General features: G+C 35.9%; 17 protein-coding genes, 1 pseudogene and 1 riboswitch. Of the genes and pseudogenes, 6 read left to right on the plus strand and 12 right to left on the minus strand.

What is annotated here, in order from left to right; genetic code table 11:
• Positions 1-72: 72 nt before the first annotated feature.
• The 7 genes from argF to argC form a co-directional block, all read right to left on the minus strand.
• Positions 73-1020 carry an ornithine carbamoyltransferase gene (argF, locus tag BFG57_RS15410; protein ID WP_069718376.1) on the minus strand — a complete coding sequence of 316 codons (948 nt, stop codon included), beginning with the start codon at positions 1018-1020 and terminating at the stop codon, positions 73-75.
• Positions 1020-4160 (minus strand): carbamoyl-phosphate synthase (glutamine-hydrolyzing) large subunit, encoded by a 3141-nt coding sequence (locus tag BFG57_RS15415; RefSeq protein WP_069718377.1) that lies wholly within the window; start codon positions 4158-4160, stop codon positions 1020-1022. Before BFG57_RS15415 ends, argF begins: the two co-directional genes overlap by 1 nt.
• A complete protein-coding gene (locus tag BFG57_RS15420; RefSeq protein WP_069718378.1) occupies positions 4153-5238 on the minus strand; it encodes a carbamoyl phosphate synthase small subunit in 1086 nt (361 codons plus the stop codon). Before BFG57_RS15420 ends, BFG57_RS15415 begins: the two co-directional genes overlap by 8 nt.
• 90 nt (positions 5239-5328) lie before the next feature.
• Positions 5329-6468 (minus strand): acetylornithine transaminase, encoded by a 1140-nt coding sequence (locus BFG57_RS15425; RefSeq protein ID WP_069718379.1) that lies wholly within the window; start codon positions 6466-6468, stop codon positions 5329-5331.
• The gene (argB, locus tag BFG57_RS15430; RefSeq protein ID WP_069718380.1) at positions 6468-7244 is read right to left on the minus strand and encodes an acetylglutamate kinase; all 777 of its coding nucleotides are present in this window, start codon (positions 7242-7244) and stop codon (positions 6468-6470) included. The genes BFG57_RS15425 and argB overlap by 1 nt, the downstream gene beginning before the upstream one ends.
• A gap of 29 nt (positions 7245-7273) precedes the next feature.
• Entirely contained in the window at positions 7274-8509 is a 1236-nt protein-coding gene (argJ, locus tag BFG57_RS15435; RefSeq protein WP_069718381.1) for a bifunctional ornithine acetyltransferase/N-acetylglutamate synthase, read from the minus strand.
• A 29-nt stretch (positions 8510-8538) separates the two neighbouring features.
• A complete protein-coding gene (gene argC, locus BFG57_RS15440) occupies positions 8539-9576 on the minus strand; it encodes an N-acetyl-gamma-glutamyl-phosphate reductase (RefSeq protein ID WP_069718382.1) in 1038 nt (345 codons plus the stop codon).
• Positions 9577-9888: 312 nt separating this feature from the next.
• On the opposite strand from argC, the gene BFG57_RS15445 reads away from it, so the two are divergent.
• Positions 9889-10584: a Crp/Fnr family transcriptional regulator gene (locus BFG57_RS15445; protein WP_069718383.1), complete on the plus strand. Its 696-nt coding sequence runs from the start codon at positions 9889-9891 to the stop codon at positions 10582-10584.
• Positions 10585-10689: 105 nt separating this feature from the next.
• Here BFG57_RS15445 and BFG57_RS15450 read toward each other — a convergent pair whose 3' ends face one another.
• Both BFG57_RS15450 and BFG57_RS15455 read right to left on the minus strand, forming a co-directional pair.
• Positions 10690-11001 (minus strand): metal-sulfur cluster assembly factor, encoded by a 312-nt coding sequence (locus tag BFG57_RS15450; RefSeq protein ID WP_069718384.1) that lies wholly within the window; start codon positions 10999-11001, stop codon positions 10690-10692.
• Positions 11002-11329: 328 nt separating this feature from the next.
• Positions 11330-12091 (minus strand): alpha/beta fold hydrolase, encoded by a 762-nt coding sequence (locus BFG57_RS15455; RefSeq protein WP_069718385.1) that lies wholly within the window; start codon positions 12089-12091, stop codon positions 11330-11332.
• A gap of 237 nt (positions 12092-12328) precedes the next feature.
• On the opposite strand from BFG57_RS15455, the gene BFG57_RS15460 reads away from it, so the two are divergent.
• The 3 genes from BFG57_RS15460 (at position 12329) to BFG57_RS15465 (ending at position 13606) form a co-directional block, all read left to right on the plus strand.
• Entirely contained in the window at positions 12329-13150 is an 822-nt protein-coding gene (locus BFG57_RS15460; RefSeq protein WP_069718386.1) for a Cof-type HAD-IIB family hydrolase, read from the plus strand.
• A gap of 91 nt (positions 13151-13241) precedes the next feature.
• Entirely contained in the window at positions 13242-13394 is a 153-nt protein-coding gene (locus BFG57_RS19100) for a hypothetical protein (protein WP_175428370.1), read from the plus strand.
• 2 nt (positions 13395-13396) lie between these two features.
• The gene (locus BFG57_RS15465; RefSeq protein WP_069718387.1) at positions 13397-13606 is read left to right on the plus strand and encodes a DUF3813 domain-containing protein; all 210 of its coding nucleotides are present in this window, start codon (positions 13397-13399) and stop codon (positions 13604-13606) included.
• 119 nt (positions 13607-13725) lie between these two features.
• Here the strand turns inward: BFG57_RS15465 and BFG57_RS19680 are convergent.
• From BFG57_RS19680 to BFG57_RS15480, 3 genes and pseudogenes are all read right to left on the minus strand, one after another.
• Positions 13726-14244: pseudogene (locus tag BFG57_RS19680) on the minus strand (methyl-accepting chemotaxis protein); the annotation flags it as partial.
• Positions 14245-14869: 625 nt separating this feature from the next.
• Positions 14870-15697, minus strand: coding sequence for a BsuPI-related putative proteinase inhibitor (locus BFG57_RS15475; RefSeq protein WP_069718389.1), 828 nt, complete (start codon positions 15695-15697; stop codon positions 14870-14872).
• Between the two features lie 65 nt (positions 15698-15762).
• Entirely contained in the window at positions 15763-16605 is an 843-nt protein-coding gene (locus BFG57_RS15480) for a YitT family protein (RefSeq protein ID WP_069718390.1), read from the minus strand.
• Between the two features lie 501 nt (positions 16606-17106).
• Here BFG57_RS15480 and BFG57_RS15485 point away from each other — a divergent pair.
• On the plus strand, positions 17107-17967 hold the full coding sequence (locus BFG57_RS15485; RefSeq protein ID WP_069718391.1) for a DegV family protein: 861 nt from the start codon (positions 17107-17109) through the stop codon (positions 17965-17967).
• Between the two features lie 54 nt (positions 17968-18021).
• Positions 18022-18153, plus strand: a complete 132-nt coding sequence (locus BFG57_RS18705) for a DUF3941 domain-containing protein (protein ID WP_139125163.1) — start codon at positions 18022-18024, stop codon at positions 18151-18153.
• A gap of 127 nt (positions 18154-18280) precedes the next feature.
• Positions 18281-18386, plus strand: a riboswitch (SAM riboswitch).
• Positions 18387-18397 lie beyond the last annotated feature (11 nt).

An 18397-nucleotide genomic window follows, 5' to 3' on the forward strand; every position in this document is an offset into this window, starting at 1 on the left:
ACAAATCATAATGATCACTTTACATAAACAGGTCCAATCTTATATATAATTAAAATTAAAACTTAAATACTATTATGTTAATAAGTTTACGAGCAATGCCTTTTGAACGTGCAGACGATTGCCAGCTTGTTGAAAGATAGCAGATTGGACTCCATCAATTACATCTGCTGTCACTTCTTCCCCACGGTGGGCTGGCAAACAATGTAGAAATGTCGCATGTGCATCCGCTTGATCCATTAACGTAGCATTCACTTGGAATGGCAGAAGTGCTTGAAGTCGTTTTTGTTGCTCCTCTTCTTGCCCCATACTCGTCCACACATCTGTATATATAAAATCAGCCCCATTTACCGCTTCCATCGCATCATTAGATATCTCAATTATAGCACCAGTCTCTGAACCTATAAGCTGTGCTTTCTTTGTAATTTCAAAATCGGGCTCATACCCATTCGGACATGCAACAGTACAATTTATTCCGACTTTCGCTGCTGCAATCATAAGTGAATGAGCAACGTTATTTCCATCACCTACATACACGAGTTTATGTCCTTGTAACGATTGCTTCACTTCATAAATTGTTAATAAATCAGCAAGTGCTTGGCACGGATGGAAGTCATCTGTTAGACCATTAATGACAGGAATTGAAGCAGCTTCAGCTAACTCTTCAACTTTCGAATGTTCAAATGTGCGAATCATAATAGCATCAACATATTCAGACATGACACGAGCTGTATCAGAAATCGTTTCACCACGACCGAGTTGAGAACCTTTTGTATCTAAATAAATTGCATGCCCTCCTAACTGTGTCATTCCTGCTTCAAATGAAACACGAGTTCTAGTTGATGGTTTTTCAAAGATCATACCTAACGTCTTTCCTTTTAACCAATCAATTACTTCTCCATTTTCTTTTGAATTCTTTAGCTCCAAAGCACTTTCTAACAGCTGCATGATTTCTTCTTTCGAATAATCAAGTAATGTTAATAACCCCTTATTCTTAATACCGATCTCAGTTTGAGTTGTCATTATTTCATCACTTCTTCCTTCGTTGTTTTTTTTGTTAACCAATCTTGAATCGTTTTAACACCGTATTCATGCTTCTGTTTCCCTAATAGAAACGCTTCAACAGTTTCCCACTCTGTAAATACGTGTAAACGATATTTGATAGCTTCCTGTCGTTTCGATATTTGAGTCTCTGTCTTTTCTTTAGATAAACTAATTAATGCTAATGCTGATTCAGACTTAACCCAATTTTCAAAGCTATCCGTTGAAACTTCTAAACCATGCTTGCTCACAAGATTTTGTAGCTGTATAAATCCATTTTCTATTTCATCACTATCAATAAAAATTGTCGTCTTCTTATCTATATTTTTTTGTTCATTCCAATTAAATGCTTTATAGAATGCCTCTTCTTTTGTCTCTGCAATCGCAATTCCTTCTCCAGTTGATTTCATTTCTGGTCCTAAAATAGGGTCTAACCCTGCTAGTTTAACAGTAGAAAAGACTGGATATTTTACAGTGATAAATGGATTATCTTGAAGAAGTCCAACTGTAGCTGTTATGTCAGATAACCTTTTACGTATAAGCAACTTCGTACCTAACTTAACGAGGTTAACTCCCGTTACTTTACTTAATATCGGAACCGTACGGCTTGCACGTGGATTCACTTCTAACACATAGACGTTGTCCTTATAGATGACAAATTGGATGTTCATCATACCTTTGAAATCAAGCCCTTGTGCTAGACGTTTTGTGTATGCAATGATGTTAGCTTTTTCATCCTCTGTTAACGTCTGTGCTGGTAGAAGTGCAGCACTATCACCAGAATGTACTCCTGCTTTCTCCAAGTGTTCAATAATAGTTGGTATTAAGATATCTTCACCGTCTGTTAATACATCTACTTCCGCTTCCTTACCTGGATAATAAGCATCTAGAAGGATTGGAAATACATTCTCAGACTGTGTTGAAAGCCAATTGACTAGCTCTTCACGTGATTGCAGCACCGCCATCCCTTTTCCACCAATGACATAAGAAGGTCGAAGTAAAATTGGAAATCCAATCTTCTGGGCTTTGCTCGATAAATCAGTTGCATTATAAGCCGTTTCACCTGGGATATGTGGTACATCTACTTCCTGCAAAAAATGATAGAACCTCTCTCGATCCTCAAGTTTATCAATCACATCTTCACTCGTTCCGAGTATCTCAATGCCAAACTGTTCTAATCCTTCTACTAATCCAATTGCTGTTTGACCACCAAATTGAACGATGACCTTCTTCACATGCTCTTTCTCAATCACGTTCATTACATCTTCAATAGCTAATGGTTCAAAATATAGACGGTCTGCCATTTCATAGTCTGTACTTACAGTTTCTGGATTGTTGTTAATCATAATAGTCTCATAACCTTCTTCTTGCAGAGCAAGCACACTATGAACTGAACTGTAATCAAACTCTATTCCTTGGCCAATACGAATTGGACCAGAACCGATAATAAGCACTTTCGGTTTATTACTTGTAGCTACTTCACACTCACCTGACCAAGTTGAATAAAAGTAAGGTGTATTTGCTTCAAATTCCGCTGCACATGTATCAACCATTTTATAACTTGGTACAATCTGATGTTGTTTTCTCTTTTCACGTACAAGCTTTTCTGATACTTGCCACATATTAGCTAATGTTGCATCTCCAAATCCATATTTTTTAAATGTCTTCATTTGATCAACGGTTACTGCTTGGAAATCCATTTCCTTAACCTCTGTCTCTATGTCAATGAGTCTCTTAAATGCTGCAAGGAAGAATTCATCGATGAGTGTCTTATTAGCAATCTCTGCTATTGGAACACCACGACGAATCAATTCTAAAATTGCAAAGAAACGAACATCGTCTGCTTTCAATGTACTTCCCCATAAAGTGTCATCACTTGCTGTTGTCGTTTGTTTCATAACAAGACCGTCTACTTCAAGCTCTAGTGATCGAACAGCTTTCTGTAATGCACTTTCTAAGTTACGGTCGATGGCCATGACCTCACCTGTTGCCTTCATCTGTGTACCAAGCTTTCGATCAGCATTCATAAACTTATCAAATGGCCAACAAGGAAATTTCACTACAACATAATCCAATGCAGGTTCAAAGCTCGCATAAGTATGACCTGTAACAGGATTTAACACTTCTTCAAGTGTATAACCAAGACTTAACTTTGCAGCAATACGAGCAATTGGATAACCAGTAGCTTTTGAAGCAAGTGCTGATGAACGACTTACCCTCGGATTCACTTCAATTAAATAATATTGCTTACTATTTGGATCGAGTGCAAACTGGATATTACATCCTCCAATAATTCCTAACGCACGAATAATTTTAATTGATGAAGAACGAAGCATTTGATATTCAACATCAGTTAATGTTTGAGATGGAGCTACAACGATCGAATCTCCAGTATGAATTCCGACAGGGTCAATATTCTCCATATTACAGACGGTAATACACGTATCATTCGCATCTCGCATCACTTCATATTCCACTTCTTTAAATCCTGCGATACTTTTCTCAACGAGACATTGTGTGATTGGACTTGCATCCAAACCACTTCTCACTAAACTCTTATATTCATCAATTGTCTCCGCAATTCCACCACCTGAACCACCTAGTGTATAAGCTGGTCGAACAATAATTGGAAAGCCAACCTGATCAGAGAAAAAGAGTGCTTGCTCCATATTTTCAACAATCTCACTCTCAGGCACAGGTTCATTTAATTCATGCATTAATGCTCTAAATGCTTCACGGTCCTCTCCTCTTTTTATTGATTCAATCGGTGTTCCGAGTAATTCAAGATTATATTTTTCTAAAATTCCTTGTTCATGAAGAGCAAATGCAAGATTCAGACCTGTTTGACCGCCTAACGTTGCAAGTAATCCATCAGGCTTCTCTTTTGCGATAATTTTTTCAATACTTTCAACCGTTAAAGGTTCAAAATAAACCGCATCAGCATTTGCTTCATCTGTCATAATTGTTGCTGGGTTATTATTAACTAAAATAACTCGGCATCCTTCTTCTTTTAGAGATAGACATGCCTGTGTACCCGCATAGTCGAACTCAGCTGCTTGACCGATAACAATCGGTCCTGATCCAATCACAAGGACAGATTGGATTCTATTGGATTTAGGCATAAACTTCTTCTCTCCTAACACTTTGCATACTTGTAACAAACTCATGAAATAAACTAACACTATCAACTGGGCCTGGATGTGCTTCAGGGTGAAATTGCACACTCGTTATTGGATATTTCGCATGATTCATTCCTTCAACAGAACCATCATTTACATTTCGATAACGCACAGTGAAATTTGTATTCTCTAAGCTGTTTTCCTGTACAACAAACGTGTGATTTTGTGAAGTCATGAAGACTTTACGAGAATCTATGTCGATAACAGGCTGATTTGAACCTCGATGACCAAACTTAAGTTTTTCCGTTTCACCACCAAACGCTAGTGAAAGTAATTGATGCCCGAGACAAATTGCTAATGTAGGATAATGTTGTGCCATTTTTTTAATTTCACTTAAATGAAAGCTCATTTGCTTCGGGTCTCCTGGTCCATTCGAAAACATTACTCCATCAGGATTTAGCTGACATACCTCTTGAAAAGTCGTATTGTAAGGTACGATCGTTACTTTGCAACCAACAGATACGAGTGAATCAACAATCGACTTTTTATAACCAAAGTCCATTAGAACGACATGAAAATGTCCTTCTCCAAATGTTTGTGCTTTTGTTACAGACACTTGTGGGATAAGGTTCTTTTCTTCAATTGTTTGATAGTGCTCAAATTGCACATCTGCAATGTCTTTAACGAGCAAACCTCCCATAACCCCTTGTTCTCGAATTCTCTTTACAACTGCTCGTGTATCAACTCCACTTAGAACAGGTATATTCCACTTTTGTAAATATTGACTGAATGTTTTTTTCGATTCATAGTGATATCCTTGTTCACTACATTCACATATAACAACTGCTGTAACTTGAGGTTCACTACTTTCAAAGTCAAAGTCATTTATTCCGTAGTTTCCAATTAAAGGATAAGTTAATACAACAATTTGCCCTTTAAAAGATGGGTCTGTTAAAACTTCCTGATATCCTGTCATACCAGTAAAAAATACAACTTCTCCTTCGATTGGTGTCTCAGGTACTGCCCCTTTCCAAACACCTTGGAAACTTTCATCATTTTCTAATACTAGATAGCCGTTCATCGTTGAGCACCTCCGTGTTGAATAATTATTAATTTATAAGAATTTTTATTCATTATTATTTAAAAAAATATACACCATCTAATAGTAATCTTACTTTTTCAAAGTCTGCTTAATAATTTCAATTGCCTGTTCACACTCTTCTTTCGTCACCGTTAATGGGGGAAGCAATCGAATAACTGAAGGTCCTGCTGGTAATACGAGTAATCCTTGTTCTCTCATTAAACGTATAGATTCTATACAATCACCCTCACATTGAATTCCAAGTAATAATCCTTTACCACGAATCGTTATGACATCTTTACAATCTATCATTGAGGCTTCTAATTGCTGTTTCAATGTTTCTCCTTTAGTTACAACTTCATCTAAAAACGTCTCTTGCATCACTTCTTCAAGAGTTGCTATTACGGCTGCCATCGCTAAATTATTTCCCGCGAATGTTGAGCCGTGTACACCCACTCCAAAGCTTTCTTTTAAGTATGACTTTCCGATCATTGCTCCGACAGGAAATCCGTTCCCTAACCCTTTCGCAGTTGTCACAATATCAGGTGATATTCCATAATGTTGATAAGCAAATGGTTTGCCTGTTCTACCAATTCCTGTTTGTATCTCATCTATGATAAGCAAAGCTCCATACTGTTTACATAGTGATTCAACCTGCTTCAGAAAGTCCGTATTTGCTGGGTGAACACCACCTTCACCTTGAATAACTTCTAGCATTACTGCTGCTGTTTGATTGTCAATCGTCTGTGCTACTGCATCGAGATCATTGTATGGTAAGTAAATAAATTCTTGTAACTTAGGACCAAATCCATCATGAATTTTACTCTGTCCTGTTGCTGCCATCGTTGCAAAAGTCCGTCCGTGAAATGATTGCTTAAATGTTATTACTTTTGTTTTTTTTGTATGCTTCCGAGCTAATTTTAACGCTGCTTCATTTGCTTCTGCACCACTATTGCAGAAAAATACAGCATCCCCATCAGATGAATCAATTAATAATTGTGCAGCCCTTTCTTGCAGGCTACTTTGGAAAAGGTTTGATACGTGCCATAATTGGTCTGCTTGTTCTTTAACAGCACTTACTACTTTTGGGTGACAGTGACCAAGATTACTTACAGCGATTCCTGAAATGAAATCAAGATAGCTTTTACCATTACGATCAACTACATGTGTTCCTTCGCCTCTAACGAGTTCAATATCGAAGCGATTGTACGTTTCGAATAGATGACTCATTAGACTACCTCCGTTACTTTTGTAATCTTCGTACCAATCATATCTCCATTTTTCATAACATTTGCACCTTTCCCATTCACAATAACTACTTCATTTAAAGTACCTGTTAAAGATAATAGTGCAGCTTCAACCTTAGGAATCATACCACCATATATCGTTCCATCTTCGATAAGGTTTTGCACTTCAGATTCGTTAAGAGCTGCAATTAATTGTCCTTCTTTCATAATGCCATCGACATCTGTAACGAACAATAATTGCTTCGCCTTAAGCTCATTTGCAACTGCTCCAGCAACTGAGTCTGCATTAATATTATAAATTTGCCCGTCATCATCTAGACCGAGCGGCGCCAACACTGGAATCATATCTAACTTTAATAAATCCTTTAGAAATGTCCCATTTACATCTGCAATCTCACCAACAAACCCTAATTTCTCCTTATCTTTTGCAGTAACTTTTAGAATTGCTCCATCTATACCCGTGCAACCGAATGCATTAAAGCCAATACGTTGTAACTTACTAACAAGTTGCTTATTAACTTTACCTGCAAGTGTCATCAACACTGCATCTAACACATCAGTTGATGTCTGACGAAGTCCATTCACAAAGGATGACTCAATTTGAAGAGTTGTTAACAGGTTCTTAATTTCGGGACCACCACCATGAACAAGGACCACTTGCTTCCCTGCATTCTTTAATTCAACGACACTTTCAAAAAATGGTTGACTTAGTTGTTCTAACGTACTTCCACCACATTTTATGACAATCGTTTCGTTCATTTTGCATTTGCACTCCTTCACGTTTCTAGTTATGTTCGATAACTCGCATTGATTCTGACATAATCATACGTAAGGTCACACCCCCAAGCCTTTGCCTTTCCTGCACCTAAATTGAGGTTTACCTTAATAACTACCATTTCTTCTTTTAATTGAGCAGTTGCGTCTTCTTCCAAATATTGAATAGGCTCCCCACCAACTAACATTTGTACGTCACCGAGCAAAACATCAACCTTCTCTGGAATAATTTGAGCATTACTATAACCGATAGCACATATAACCCTTCCCCAGTTTGCATCTGCACCATATACCATTGATTTCACAAGTGAAGAACCTACAATTTGCTTTGCTACTTCAGAAGCTTCAGCATCATTTGTCGCTCCATGCACTTGAACTTCAATTAACTTTGTTGCTCCTTCACCATCTCGTGCAATTGCTTTTGCCATCTCTTCACAAGCCTGCTTCAACATCATATAAAAAATATTCCATTCAGGATGAACTTCGTTTAATGTTTCATTTTGAGCCTCACCATTAGCCATCACGATGACCATATCATTCGTTGAAGTATCACCATCAACTGTAATGCAATTGAACGTTTCATCTACTGCTTGACGTAGCCCCCGCTGTAAACTAACTTGTTCGACAGCAATATCTGTTGTAACAAAACCGAGCATTGTTGCCATATTAGGATGAATCATACCTGATCCTTTAGCAGTAGCAGCCAATGTAACCTCTTTACCGTTAATTTCTGCTTTATAACATACACTCTTCTCTACTAAGTCTGTCGTTAAAATAGCTTCACTAAAACCTTTACCACTAGATAGATTAGTAGATAATTGCATTGCTTCTACACCATTTAATATTTTCTCAATTGGTAGCTGCTCTCCAATAACACCCGTTGATGCAACTCCAACATAATGATCTGGGAGAGAGAGCTTCGTTGCAACAGCTTCCTGCATCATATACGCATTTTCTATACCTTGTTCACCTGTACATGCATTTGCATTACCACTATTACAAACAATAGCTTGAAGTTTCCCTTCATTTTCTATACTCATTTTCGTTACTTTAAGTGGGGCAGCTCGAAAATGGTTCATTGTATAAACAGCAGCAGCATGTGCTGGAACATCACTAACGATAAGCCCTAAGTCCTTTTTATTTCTTTTCAAACCTGCATGAATACTAGCTGCCTGAAATCCGATCGGGCTTACAATTGAACCCTCTTCAACTTTGATTATCTTTTCTAATGTATTCACTGCAATTTCCATATCATGCTCTCCCTTTTAACCAAATTAGGTTATGGATAAACTGGAATAAAATCAAGTCCAGTTGTCTCCTCGATTCCCATCATAATGTTTAAATTTTGAACAGCTTGCCCAGCTGCTCCCTTCATCAAATTATCGATAACTGATACAACGATGACTCGATTCGTTCGTTCATCATATGAAAGACCAATATCACAGAAATTCGAACCATATACCTCTTTTGTCGAAGGAAATGTACCTAATGGTCTTATTCTTACAAATGGACTGTCTTCATATATTTCGTTATATAAATCATGAATTGATTCTGAATTTTCCGCATTTTTTAATTGTGCGTACATTGTCGCCATAATTCCTCTTGTCATTGGCACTAAATGTGTATTGAATGAAATCGGTGTTTTCTCTTCACTCCAACTAGTAAGCATCTGCTCAATTTCAGGTATGTGCTGATGTTGATTTACTTTATAAATTCGAAAATTATCATTCATCTCTGGAAAATGTGTAACCTCTGAAGGTGAACGACCTGCGCCTGATACAGCAGATTTCGCATCTATAATTAACGTTGATAATTTAATTAAATCTTTATTTACGAGTGGGACAATACCTAGTAAAGTTGCCGTCGGATAACAACCAGGGTTCGCGACAACCTTTGCCGTTCTTACACTCTCCTTACTCCACTCACTTAACCCATACACAGCTTCCTCTACAACAGATTTCGGTGCGGCTGCTTTCTTATACCATTTCTCATAATCTTGTAAGTTCTTAATTCTTAAATCACCTGATAAATCAATTACTTTTAGACCTGCATCCACCATTTCTGGTGTTAACTTGCTTGATATACCCGCTGGTGTCGCCATGAAGACGATGTCGGCTTTCTTTGCGATTTCATAAGCATCTATACTTTCTAAAACAAATGGTGTTCTGTCTTGTGTATGCATATAGCTGTTTTTATATTCAATTCCACTTTGTGATGATGAATGAACAGATACAACTTCACATTTTGGATGACTATGAAGAATTCTCACCAACTCAGCTCCTCCATAGCCTGTCGCACCTATAATTGCTGCTCTCACTTTTCTGCCTCCATTTCACCTGTAAGTGAATCTTTTTTAAATTTAAATCTCATTATATATGTGTATAAAAATAAAATCAATTGAATATTTAATAAAAATAATATTTTTTAAAACCTTTTAATATCACAGATATGAATCAACCATCTTGTATACAAACGTATAATTATTCTCATATACCACCAATTAGACAATCTCATTATTAAGAACGATATTTTGTGACGTTAAGGTGATTCTTACATCAAGTGCTACAGTTGATCGTTTTGCGTTTTCTTATGATAAAATGGAGTTAAGACTACAGTGGAGGATAAATGAATGACACAACAAGCCATTCGCACGTTACTTAAAAGCATACCGCTATTTCGCGAATTAACTGATGAAGAAATTGAACCTGTCTTAAGTATTGTACAAACGAGAGAATATGTCTCAGGAGAATTTATTTTTATGCAAGGTGAGACTTTGGAAAATGTATATTTTATTTTAGATGGGAAAGTAAAAATTTTCAAAAATGATATTCAAGGAAAAGAACAGCTTGTTGCTGTTTTACAGAACGGGGACATGTTTCCACATGCAGGTTTCTTCCAGAAAGGAATGCCTTACCCTGCTCACGCAGAATCTACAGAAGCAACAACACTCGTTGTATTAAAAGTTGCTCAGTTTGAAAACATACTCATGCACTCTCCTCAACTGTCAATTAAAGTATTTCGCATGATGGGAAGTAAAATTGTAGAATTACAAAAAAGATTAGAAGAACAAATTCTTAACAATTCCTATGAGCAAATATTACAACTGCTTATTCGACTTGCTGAATCACATGGTACAGAAATTAATGAAAATTCATATGAATTAACTACTCAGTTCACAAACCAAGAGCTTGCCAATATGATCGGAGCATCACGCGAAACTGTGAGTCGAACACTAACAAAATTAAAAAAACGCAACTTAATTGATGTAAGTAAAAGGGGAACATTGAGGTTAAAACTCTCTCTGTTAAAAGAAGAATGTTTATAGACTCGCACTAGGTTATAACATCCATACACACATATTAAGTGAATTTATAAAATCATATTCATAACAAAAACAAGCACACTATATATGTAGTGTGCTTGTTTTCAATCAATCAGCAATACCTAATGCAATTTTTGCATAACGAGACATTTTATCTTTTGACCACGGTGGGCTCCAAACGATATTCACTTTTGTTTCTTTTACTTCAGGAAGATCTGAAAGTGCACGGTGAACGTCACTCTCAATTTGTCCTGCAAGTGGACAACCCATTGCAGTAAGCGTCATTGTCACTTCTGCTACACCTTCATCATTTATGTCTACTCCATATACTAGACCGAGGTTTACAATATCAATGCCTAATTCAGGGTCAATTACATTTTCTAACGCACCCATCATATTCTCTTCTAGTGCTTTATCCATTATAAATCTCCTTTCCACTCAAGGGGATAATCTCATTATAGTAGAAAATTACTTATACTTAAACTAATAACTACTATAAACGTGTTGTTAAATATAGTTGTTATTCATTTGAACCTTATCATGCGTAAGCATAAAAGATCAAATGATAATGGTCAATTTTATTTATAAAGTAAAATTTCCATCAGTGGAAGTTTTACTTCATACTTCACTGATGGTTAGTTGAACCAATCAGGTAATTACTGGTACTTATACCTAAAGGGTATGACCAAGGCCCTCTACCACTTAAACTTCGTTAATTCTTCTAAGTTTTGAAGTAGGAGTCTTAGCGTTATAAATATCTCTTAAGCCAATCTACTGTTGCTAATACACCTTCACGCGATACTTTATGCCCTGTATGTTCATCAACGATAAATGATGTTATAGCATTCGAATAATTCGTTCGTAAGTCATTATAAAATTCATATGCATGTTCAAATGGAACAACTGTATCTAACTTCCCATGCCAGAATAGCAAAGGAATTTGTGATGCTTTATTCATTTGTTTCGACAAATCGTAAGTTTCAAGTTGCTGAATTTGAGTCTCAATGACCGTATCATCCAATTTGAAAGGAATACGATTTCGTTTAATATTACCTATTTGCCAACGTGCCAATTTTTCATATGATGGATTTCCCATTAGTGAGACGGCAGCGCGGACCCATTCATATTGAGTTAATGCACCAAGTGTTATGATTCCACCCATAGATGTTCCGACGAGCCCAATTTTAGATGGCTCAACCATATCTTTATTCACATAGACTTCCTTCACTTTGTCTAATTCATGAATGGTTTGAATCACAATCTGCCAAAATGAAAAGTTTAACTGTGCTTCTGTAAGATTTTCATTTCTTTCACCATGATATAATGCTTCAGGTAAGAGAACACGCATACCTTGTTCAGCTAATAAATATGCATAATGCAAATTATGTTCTTTCGCACTCAAAAAACCATGTACAAAGATAACAGTTGGCAACTGTTCATTCATTTTGTCCTTTTGCACAACATGTAATGTCGGTATACTAGCTGGTTGTTCTTTCACAATTGTGATCATTTCAAAGCTCCCCTTTAATTCTTACAGTTGCCCTTAATTATCTCATGTTTTACCAATTAAATAAAATCGCAAGCACAAAATTTTGTACTTTTTCTGACAACATCTTTATTTGAATTTCGATTAAATCGTAATTCATGTATTAAAACATATTTTACACAGAAATCATACTCTTCCTTTATAATGAAACATAACACTCTTTCTGAACTGTTAAACTAATCATATGAAAGGATTGAGCTAATGAAAAAACAACATTTAATTGCATTAGATTTAGATGGGACATTATTAACAAATGAAAAAACAATCTCTGATCGTACAAAACAAGCGATTGGAAACATGATTTCTCAAGGACATATCGTTATGATTGCAACAGGGCGACCGTACCGTTCAAGTAAAATGTATTATAATGAATTGCTATTAAATACCCCAATTGTTAACTTTAACGGGGCACATATCCACCATCCAAAAGACACTGGCTGGGGGAACTTTCACACACCTTTAGAACATAAAACAGCAAAACGTATCATCCAAGCATGTGATGAGTTTGGGATAAAAAATATGATTGCAGAAGTTCAAGACCGCGTCTTTCTCCACTATCATGATAAAAAAATCATTGATCTATTCACAATGGGTAGTTCTCAGGTGAAATCAGGAAGATTAGATTTATTGTTAGAAGAATCACCAACTTCTTTATTAATATATCCAGAAGCAGAAAAAGTTGACCAAATACGTACACATTTAAATGATACACATGCCGAATTAATTGAACATCGCAAATGGGCAGCTCCTTGGCACGTAATCGAAATTGTAAAATCTGGATTAAATAAAGCAGTAGGTATTCAAAAAATAGCTCAACATTATAACATCCCAAAAGAGCGCATCGTTGCATTTGGAGATGAAGATAACGATTTGGAAATGTTGGATTATGCAGGTATAGGAGTCGCAATGGACAATGCAATAGATGAACTAAAATCATTAAGTAATGAAATCACTTTTTCCAATAATGAACATGGTGTCGCGGCCTTTTTAGAAAAAACTTTTTCACTTCCAGCACATAAATAACTACCACTAATTCCCTCTTATTCAGTATAATCATCTGCACAAACTATAGAAGAGCTTCTTTAGCTCGCATACGAATAAGGGGGGAATTCGCATGGGTAAACGTAATAAGTCAAAACGTTTTGCACAGCAAAGTTCTGATTCAGTGAAAAAACACGACGAAAGAATCCCATACTACTCAACGCTTGAAGAAGCTAACGAAAGAAAACAAAACCTCGCAGAAGATTCCTCTGAAGGAGGATTCTAACTTTGGGAAACAAACTCTTTCAATTAGCTAGAGATGCCGTTCAACGTGCTGAAGCAAGTATTAAACAAGGGGATAGTCAAGCCCAAGCTCAGGTTGAAACTGCTAAAAACAACCTTTCCTCTGCTTATGCTAATTCAACAAATGCAGAACGCGATCAATTAAGACAATTTCAACAACAGCTAGATAACGCTACATCAAATAATGAAAAATAATAAGATATTACTTCAAATTATTTAGGATTAAAAAACTCTAGATAATTTAAAGTTTTATTAAATAATACTCAAAACATAATAAGGATGCACTTATCTACCATAAGTGCATCCTCTTTTAATTATTGTTTGATCTCGTGATATTTTTCCATATCTTTTGCTATCTTCTCATCGACTTCATTCGCATCATCAATATGTTTAACTATCGCTTCATTAATTTCTTCAAATAAATCTTTCGTTGTAGCAATTTCACTCATAACATCTTTCGTGTATACTTTTTGATTTTGAATCGTACTAAGCACGCCATTTACATCATCTTTTACAGTTCCAATTACCTCTAATATATGTTCGATCTTTTCCGTTGTTGTTGTACTTAATTCTATTCCATCATTTACAGATTTAATACTATTCTGAGAATCTTCTAATGCTTCTTCAATTTCTTGTTGAATACGTTTTGTTAAATCATCAATATTTTTTGTGCTTTGCGCTGTATTTTCTGCAAGCTTACGGACTTCATTTGCAACGACAGCGAAACCTTTTCCATGTTCTCCTGCTCGAGCGGCTTCAATTGAAGCATTTAACGCAAGAAGGTTTGTTTGTTCAGCAATTTCATTAATTACCTTTACAATATCTTCAATTTCTTTCGAACGCACACCGAGCTGTGTCATACTCTTTGACGTTTCTTTCGATTGATCACCAAGTTGCTTAATGAGTGTCTCAACCTTACTAACTGCTTCTAACCCTTCTTGTGATTCTTTTACCATTCCGTTTGTTGATTCTATCAGCGTCTCACCTTTATCTTGCATAACCTCAGATATTTCATTTGATTGTCTACTGATTTCATTAACAGCATCAAATCGATCTCTAAGCTTCATCACAAGTGTATCTAATACGTCATGCTGTGCGTTTATCGCTTCGTGTTTTTGAAATGTTGCTTCTAAATCTCCAAAAAAATCCTCAAAAAACTCCTGAAGTTTGTAATTCGGCTCTTCCTTACTTTCCTTTAGCTCTTCTATCTCCAACCTTAATTGTTCTATTTCCTCTTTTAATCGCTTATTTTCTGCTTTTAACCCAAACATACAATTCCCCCATCTATACATTCAGTATTTCCACATTTCCACTTAAAGAGGTTATACCTCATTTGACATGGTAATTAAGTAAATTTATTCTATATCTACTATATCATTTTCAGTAGATTAATCGCTATTTTTTTGTCATGAATTTTAGTCAAAAAAAACCGAGGATTTCTCCTCGGCAACAAATGTATTATTCAACATCCTTCTTAATCTGATCGATTTTCACTGACTTCACATTCATAATTGAACCATCTTTGTCAGAAACCTCATACAAAACTAGTGCAAGCGTACCATCCACTGGAAGTTGTTCTTCAGGAATAGATAAGGTAATTTCAAACTCAGACCAATTAGGGCCACCTTGGTCAACCTTCACTAGTGTCTCATCGACTAAATAATCATGACCTTCTTCAACTGAATAGAAGAACTCACCTTCAAACACACGTGCTTCACCCGTGATCTTATAATTCCCGTTTGACCCTTCGACTTGAATATTTCGGAACGCTGTACCCGGTTCATCGTATGAGAACGTTTTTTCCATCGTGAATGCACCCGTCGGTACTCTTTCACCATTCAACTGATTCACTTTAATCGTTACCGTTGCTTCATATGTACCACTCTCAAGTGACTCTGGTGTCCATTGTTCATTCCAACTCTTAACTTCATCTGGTGCGATCGAAACCTCTTTAAGTGCTTGCGTAAAGTCCTTGTCTTCTGAATAACGATAAACTTCTTCATTTTCCTCATTTGTCACAACGATTTCATATTGTTGACTTGTTGAAAATGTAGCGATCGCTTCTTCTTCACTATTATTAGCTAACGCTAAATCAAATAAAATCGCGTCACCACTTTGATGAATATCAACTGATGTCCCAAACGATTCTAACGTTTGTTCAGCATTTACAACTTTTTCATTATGATTAGGTTCGTCTATTGGTGGGTTTTCACTTTGTTGACCTATTTGTCCGCAACCCGAAAGTAATGCTCCAACAAATAGTAGAGTAAATAATTTTTTCATCATGAGACTTCACTCCTTTATATACCTATTGTAGTCCTATATTAACAAAAGGAAAAGTTACAATTGGGTTAATCTCGTCGGAAAAATCCAAAGATTCCCGTAGTCTGTACGATATTAGTGAACGCTGCAGGATCTACTTCACGGATAATTTGCTCTAAGTCAAATAACTCGTAACGAGTAACAACGATAATAAGCATTTCTTTGTCTTCTTTCGTAAATGCCCCTCTCGCTGGCACTGTCGTAATACCTCTTACTAGTTTAGAATGAATCGCATCCTCTAGTTCTTGAGATTTTTTCGTAATAATCATTGCAGTTAGTTTTTCATGGCGAGTATGAATTGCATCAATTACACGTGTCGATACGTATAGTGTAACGAGTGTATATAACGCCTTCTCCCAGCCAAATAGTTGACCTGCAACTAAAATGATAACAGAATTCATGAATAGAAAGTACATGCCAATCGGCTTATCTCTCATACGGGATAAAATCATTGCGATAATGTCCATACCTCCAGTTGATGCACCCCACTTAAGAGTAAAACCAACCCCAACAGCTATAATAACACCACCAAACACTGCATTTAACATAATATCAGGAGAGAGGGAAGTCACTGGAATGATTTGCATAAAAATAGTCGTAAATACAACACTTACAATACTGTAAATTGTGAAACTTTTCCCTACCTTCATCCACCCTAATATACCTACTGGAATGTTTAAGAGTAATAAAATAATACCTGTTACATCCTCAATTTCTATAAATTGCTGTAACAAACTTGATATTAATTGGGCAATCCCTGTGAATCCACTGGCATACACATTTGCAGGAATTAAAAACAAGTTCATTGCTATTGCATTCAACGCAGCACCTAATATTACAACTGCGATTTTCTTGGACTCCATTAATAACACTTTCATATCCTCCTTTTAAAACAAAAAGCCGCATACAATCAATAATCATAAAACTACCATTTTTTCACGTATATCACTTGGCAGTTAACGTGACAGTGATTATTGTTGTTTTTATGTAAACTCCATTGAAGAAACTATGTATAGTAAGTCAGCTGTTAGAATCGCTTGAAAGACAATTACTAATTAAACAAATTTAGAAATGCTTTGCTAATTATAAAGTTTCTTATTGTAAAATAAAAGCAACAAATTGCACATTCTTATCGTTATCTATGATATGTTATGAATATCTATTAGAAATATTGAAAAAAGATAGTATCAACCGTAAAATAAGGTGTAACTTTCTTTATTGTAAGTATTCTCTCAAAAATGGTTAGTTGAATCTATAGAGTAGTTACTGACACTTAATCGTTGCTCTATACTTTCTCCAACCCTTACCTTGAAATGTTAGTTAGTGTCAGTTAAACCGTGATAAACTTAAACAGATAAAGAGAAGGTGACTAAATGAGTATTCGAATTATTACTGATAGTGGCTGTGACTTATCAAACGAAATTTTAGAACAATTAAATATTACTTGCGTGCCTTTCGGTGTACATATAGATGGTGTGGATTATTTAGACCGTGAAACGATCGAAATACAAACTGTGTATGAAGAATTAGAGAAAGGGAAAATCGCAAAAACATCCCAAGTCTCTCCTGCTATCTTAGAAGAAACATTTACGAACGTAGCTAAGGAAAATGAAACTGCAATTTTCATTGCTTTCTCATCACACTTATCAGGTACATATCAAACTGCAGTAATGATGAAGGAAAGTGTAGCTAGTCAATATCCAAACCTTAACTTGACAGTTATCGATTCAAAAAGCGGCTCACTTGGACAAGGTCTTATCGTACAACGTGCAGCTGAAATGGTGAAAAAACATAAAAATTTAAATGAAATTATTCAAGTTATAAAACAATTATCGAACCACATAGAACACATTTTCACCGTCGATTCACTTGAGCACTTATACAGAGGAGGACGTATTAGTCGCACATCTGCTTTTGTCGGTGGTTTATTAAACATTAAACCAATTCTTCACCTTGATGATGGTAAACTCTTTCCTTTCGAAAAAATAAGAGGGCGAAAAAAGCTAATTAAACGACTACTGGAAATAGTTGAAGAACGTGGCTCTAAGATAGCTCAACAAACAATCGGTATTACACATGGAAATGATGAAGAAAGTGCATTAAAATTAAAAGAATTAGTAAAAGAAAAGTTTGGTGCAAAAGATTTCTTAATTCAACCTCTTGGTTCAGCAATAGGTGCACATACTGGCACAGGCGCACTCGCTTTATTTTTCTTAAATAAAGTTGAAGAATAATTAAATAAATACTACAAAGAATAAGTACAGCAACTTACGAAGGGAGCTGCACTTATGTCATCTACAAAAGATAATGATAAAAAACCAGTTGATAAAAATGCTCAACGTGCGAAAAAAAATGAAATCATCGAAAAAAACCGTCAGAACGGTGAACGTCAATTCTCAAAAAAGACCGATCACTTGTAATAACTAATCCTGTTATCTAAAAATGATAACGGGATTTTTATTTTTATGATTTTCACTTCAAAATTTTCTTGCAATTCACATAAAGGTGGTGTACATTACATAACAAGCTACTAAATTAAATAGTTAATTCTTATCAAGAGAGACGGAGGGATCTGGCCCTACGAAGTCTCAGCAACCAGCCTAAATGGTCAGGTGCTAACTCCAGCAAGTGTTTAAAGCTTGATAGATAAGAAGAATTCAAATA

It is taken from the genome of Bacillus solimangrovi (assembly GCF_001742425.1).
GTDB lineage: Bacteria > Bacillota > Bacilli > Bacillales > Bacillaceae_N > Bacillus_AV > Bacillus_AV solimangrovi.